This window comes from Spiroplasma endosymbiont of Megaselia nigra, assembly GCF_003987485.1.
In the GTDB taxonomy this organism is placed as follows: Bacteria; Bacillota_I; Bacilli_A; order Mycoplasmatales; family Mycoplasmataceae; genus Spiroplasma.
Genome location: NZ_RCOO01000071.1, coordinates 1 through 5,698, shown reverse-complemented (window position 1 = coordinate 5,698; position 5,698 = coordinate 1). Strand labels below are relative to the sequence as shown.

Below are 5,698 nucleotides of genomic sequence, written 5' to 3'. Positions count from 1 at the left end.
GCGATGTTTGTTCAATTTCTTTTACTGTATTTTTTCGAAATTCTGCAGTATATGTTTTAAATTTTTGTTCTTTTCCTGCCATTAAAAAATGCACCTCCTCTAAAAGTTTAGTAAAGTTCTTTTTTAATTTTACTTACTTTTTGGGGTGCAGTCTTAAATTAGAAGTTAATAATTGTTTAGCAATGCATTGAAAAAATGCAAAAGCTTGACGAGGAACATTAAATGATTGAAAAGTAGCAGTCCAAGGTGTTACCAAAACAGACAATAAAAAAGAGTTTCAAAAACCAATGAATATTAAAAGTGATAAAATTATTAAAACAACAATGATGAAAGTTCACGAAGTTCACCCAATTTGAGAAAAAAGATAATTTAATCTTGTTTTTTTATAAAAATAATATATTATTATTTGTAATTACACAATACCAAATGTGAAATTCTTGGTAAAGGAGATAAATAGGAATGAAAAAATTGTTCAGTGTCTTTGCTGCAATTAGCATCTTAGCTGCTCCGGTAACATACACAATTGGATGTAATCCAATCCCTGATTTACCTTATATTTCAGATAATCCAATTTCAGAAAATACTAAGAAAACTATTAATAGTTTTGTTTTGGATGAAAATAGTAAGGTTAACACATTATTTGATTATAATCTTGATGCATGAGTAAAACCAACTTTTTTCCCAAAAGAAAATATTATGAATATTAATATTGAAAACAAAGATATTTTAAAACAAATGCAACTAACTATGTCGCAATTAAAAAAAATTCATAGTGAAGAAAATTTAGCAAAAGATAGTTTAGAATATATGAAAAAAAGTTTACTGTCATCGCAAGATTTAAGAAGTCAGCCGTGACCAACGGTTGTTGAAAAATATAATTGATATTTAGATCAAACAACTAAAAATAAAACAGTAACTGATTTAGAAACTTTAGTATCTTATTATGATAATCCAATTTCAGAAAAATCAGATTTATATGACAAAAAACGTTGATTATATGTTGACCAACTTCGTAGTGAAAATGTAAAAGATTGATTTAAAGATTCTCATTCATGGACTTTAAATCCTACTAGCGCAAATTATAATGAAAACACAAAATTTGATCAAGGAATTTTTTATTATGTTTTACTTAACACTTACTTGCAAAAAGTGCAGACACATTATAATGTTCAATTAAAAAATATTTGAAAAGAATATAACAACAAAAACGATAAAGAAAGCATTCAAAATATTATTAGTCATGATATTGCAGGAATCACTTTAACTTTTACGGTCTGAGATCCTGAAAAATGAACCAAATATTTTGTTGATGGCCATCCTGTTGTTAATAGTAACGAAAATATTTTTGAAAACTTACCAATTTTACCAATTAAACAAAAAATTGGAGTTAAATTAGTTGTTGCAAATATCTATGGAACAGTTTCTAGTTATTTAATCGGAAGTTTTGTAATTTCTAATTTATTAGGAATTGAATAAATGCGGTTTACCATTTTTTCTAAAAAGAAATAAAATATGATAAAATATAATTGTCCGCAAGGACAGTTTTCTACGTTTATTATAACGTTAAGGTGTGTTTGGGGTTATTAACCGCTATATAAATCAGTAACTCTACACCCAAGCACTTAAAGCGGTTCAGAGTTATTTTTAAAATAAAGTAAAGGCTAACAATTGAATGTTAGTTTTTTAATTTGAAAAAAATGAATTATCCGATAAAATTTATAAAGAGATTAGTGAGGTTTTGATGGTGCAGAAAAAAGTTATTTTAATTGTTGGTCCAACAGGAAGTGGTAAAACTGATTTATCAATTAAGATGGCTCAGCGTTTTAATGGGGAATGTATTAATGCTGATGCTACTCAAATTTTTAATGGGTTAAATCTTGCAACAAATAAAATAACACCATCTGAACAAGTTGGTATTCCACACCATTTATTATCAACAATTGATTTAAAGGAGAATTATTCCATTAAGATGTATCAACAAGAAGGGCAAAAAATATTAGTTCAATTATGAACTAAAAATAACCTTCCAATTGTAGTTGGTGGTAGTGGGTTGTATATTAATGCACTATTAAAAAATTATAAATTTTCTGATCAGGGTCGTGATTTATTAAAGACAAAAGAATATGAACATATTTCTAATTATGCTTTGTGAGAAAAATTAGCAGCAATTGATCCGCAAGAGAGTAATAAAGTTCATCCTAATAATCGAAAACGTGTTTGGCGGGCATTAGAATACTATTTCCAAACCGGAACATTAAAATCAGTTAATGATCATCACCGTAATGAATGATATATTGAACCATATATTATTGGGTTATTACCAGATAAAACAGAACTGCATCAATATTTATCTGAACGGGTATTACGATTAACAGAGCGGGGTTTATTTGCTGAAGTTGAAGCAGCATATAAATATTGCAATTATGATTCAGCAAAACAAAGTATGAAAATTATTGGCTGTCCAGAGATTATTCGTTATTTAAAAGGCGAGCTTTCATATGATGCAACATTAGCAACAATGGTTCAAGCTAATAAAATTTATGCTAAAAAACAAATAACATGATTTAAATATCAATTAACAAATGTTCATTGATATTCATTTTCTTATTCACAGTTTGATGATCTTTGTCAACAAATTATGGTTGAATTTAAAAATAGTAATTATTTAAAATCATAATTTATTTTTAATAACATTTTCTAAAAAACAATTTTAATTGTTTTTTTCTTTTTTAAAGATTAAATAACTCCTAAAATATTTAAATTTTGTTATAATATAATATGTCCAAATATAAAAATGATTTAAGAATTAAAGAAAAAATTTAAAGTAGGTTTCTTTACTTATCAAGATAAATTTATATAACTTAATTAATAAATTTTTTAATATAAGGAGAATTAGTGCAAGAAATATTTTAATATACTAAAAGTATCTTCTAATTTTATAATAAGTTATTGAAGCAAAAAATAAAGAGGGTTACTTTTAATTGACAAAGTAGTTTTAAAACAATTAGAAGTATTAAGCTAGGAAAAACAAAGATAACATTGTTAGTAGATAAAAATTATTTATAATGTAATGACAATAGTGATTATTTTTAAGGGCACAAAATTAACATAACGAGAAAAGGATACGTAATGAAATTTATTGATGTTGCAACAATTAAATTATTTGCAGGAAAAGGCGGTGATGGTGCCGTTGCTTTTCATCGTGAATTATATGTGCCAAAAGGTGGTCCTTCGGGTGGCGATGGTGGTAATGGTGGTAGCATTATTTTTGTTGGCGATGAAGGGATGAATACATTACTTGATTTAAAATATCAGAGAGAAATTAAAGCAGCCGATGGTCAAAATGGAAGCATTAAAAATATGCATGGTAAAAATGCTATTAATAAGTATATTAAAGTTCCGTTAGGTACATTAATTTATAATAATCAAACAAATGAAATTATTGGTGATATTACTACTCATCAGCAAGAAGTTGTCTTAGCAAAAGGTGGCCAGGGTGGCCGTGGTAATGCTCGCTTTGCAAATTCTAAAAATAAAGCACCGACTATCTTTGAAGCTGGTGATTTAGGGGAGACATTAGAGATTCGTTGTGAATTAAAAGTTTTAGCTGATGTTGGTCTAGTTGGTTTACCGAATGCTGGTAAATCAACTTTATTAGCAAAAATTTCAAAAGCTAAACCACAAATAGCTGATTATCCATTTACTACCTTAACCCCGCAATTAGGAGTGGTTCAAGATCAAAAACATCATAGTTTTGTTGTTGCAGATTTACCAGGGTTAATTGCTGGCGCAGCAGCAGGTAAGGGACTAGGACATGATTTTTTACGCCATATTGAACGTTGTAAATTGATTGTCCATGTCTTAGATATGTCAGGGAATTATGGAACAGAAGATGTTTACAAAAATTATTTAAATGTTAAAACAGAATTAAAAAAATATAATTATAAATTAGAATTACGACCAGAAATTATTGTAGCAAATAAAATGGATCTTGAGATTGCAGCAAAAAATTTAATTAAATTTAAGACGCAAATTCCAACTGCAGAAATTATTGAAGTTAGTGGTTTAATGAATCAAAATTTGTCATTGTTAATAAATCAAATTGGGGCAGCTTTGACAAAAATTAAGGATAATAAAGCGTTATGGCAATTAGATGAAATAACATCAACGGAAGAAGATTATAAAGTATATAAGTATACCACACCAATTGAACAAGAGGTGGAAGTTGTTAATCTTGGCAATGGTGTTTGAAAAGTAGCGGGGGCAGCAGTTTATCAAGCTTATCATAAAACACCAATTACAACTTATGATAATCTATTATTATTTAATAAAAAATTACAAGATTTAAAAGTTTTTGAAATATTACGAGCAAAAGGAGCAAAAGCAGGAGATATTGTTCGCATTTTTGATTACGAATTAGAATGGGATGGATAATGATGAAAGAATTAAAACAATATTTGAGTTATTTAGTAAAATGAATTAAATCAGAAGTAACAAAATCCAAATGCGAGGGGGTTATTGTTGGTTTATCTGGCGGAATTGATTCAGCTGTTGTTAGTTTATTAGCAAAACAAGCTTTTCCTAATCATCATTTAGCAGTTATCATGCCCTGTCATTCTGATTATTTTGATCAAGAATGTGCACAATTATTAATTAATAATCATCAATTAAATTATCATCTTGTTGATTTAACAGCAACATATGATAATTTAATTGCAACATTAGCTTTACCACCACATCAATTAGCATTCGCTAATATTAAACCACGGTTACGAATGACGACTCTATATGCTTTAGCACAAAGCCATAATTATATGGTTTTGGGTACAGATAATGCTGATGAATGACATGTTGGATATTTTACTAAATATGGTGATGGTGCTGCTGATTTAGTTCCTATTATTCATTTACTAAAATCTGAAGTTCAGCAAGCAGCACAACTATTAGGTGTGCCATCACAAATTATTTCACGTCCACCAACAGCGGGATTATGGACTAATCAAACTGACGAAAAAGAATTAGGATTTACCTATCAAAAATTAGATTATTATTTACAAGGAAAATCGGTTCCAGCAGCTATTGCACAACGAATTAAACAATTACATCAAAGTTCTGAACATAAACGACGATTACCTAAAGGACCACCCAATATTTTTAGTTCGTTAATTTCTGTTAGCAAAAATTAAAATTGTTTTGCAATTAGTATTGTAAAACTTTTTTTAATTAGAATTAATGTCTTTATCTTTTAGTAATTTCAAAGAAAGAACATTTTTTTGAAGTTAAGTTTTAGAATTTCCAAAGTTATATATTTCAATTATTACATTATGTCTTTGAACAATTATAATATTTATTTTAAGTAAACTTATATTTAAATGAGAAATTGGAATTAACTAATGTAGATAATTTAGTTTTTTTAAATTTAAATATTACTAATAAATAATGTTAAGATATTTTTAAAACATAGAATATTAGATTATTTTTTATTACAAAAGTAATTTATTGGAAGGAATATTTTATTTATGAGTGGGCATACATTGAGCTGAAAAAATTAAATATAAGTTCAGTTACGATAGCAAAAATTGCTTTGATTGCCAATCCGGATGCTGATTATCAGGAATTAAATCGAGATGCTAATTTAATCAAGGAAGTAAGAAAAGCAATTGATACAACATTTTCAATTAATGTAACAGTTGCTGAT

Annotated in this window: 5 protein-coding genes; all 5 read left to right on the top strand. The window is 27.6% G+C overall.

The features are described from left to right. The first annotated feature begins 140 nt into the window (after positions 1-140). The 5 genes from D9R21_RS04055 (at position 141) to nadE (ending at position 5,186) form a co-directional block, all read left to right on the top strand. A complete protein-coding gene (locus tag D9R21_RS04055; protein ID WP_241568740.1) occupies positions 141-368 on the top strand; it encodes a hypothetical protein in 228 nt (75 codons plus the stop codon). 91 nt (positions 369-459) lie between these two features. Continuing rightward, entirely contained in the window at positions 460-1,476 is a 1,017-nt protein-coding gene (locus D9R21_RS04050) for a hypothetical protein (protein WP_126821204.1), read from the top strand. 265 nt (positions 1,477-1,741) lie between these two features. Then, entirely contained in the window at positions 1,742-2,677 is a 936-nt protein-coding gene (gene miaA / locus D9R21_RS04045) for a tRNA (adenosine(37)-N6)-dimethylallyltransferase MiaA (RefSeq protein ID WP_126821203.1), read from the top strand. A 452-nt stretch (positions 2,678-3,129) separates the two neighbouring features. Then, positions 3,130-4,434 (top strand): GTPase ObgE, encoded by a 1,305-nt coding sequence (gene obgE, locus D9R21_RS04040; RefSeq protein ID WP_126821202.1) that lies wholly within the window; start codon positions 3,130-3,132, stop codon positions 4,432-4,434. Next, positions 4,434-5,186, top strand: a complete 753-nt coding sequence (nadE, locus tag D9R21_RS04035) for an NAD(+) synthase (RefSeq protein ID WP_241568739.1) — start codon at positions 4,434-4,436, stop codon at positions 5,184-5,186. The genes obgE and nadE overlap by 1 nt, the downstream gene beginning before the upstream one ends. Positions 5,187-5,698: the final 512 nt, after the last annotated feature.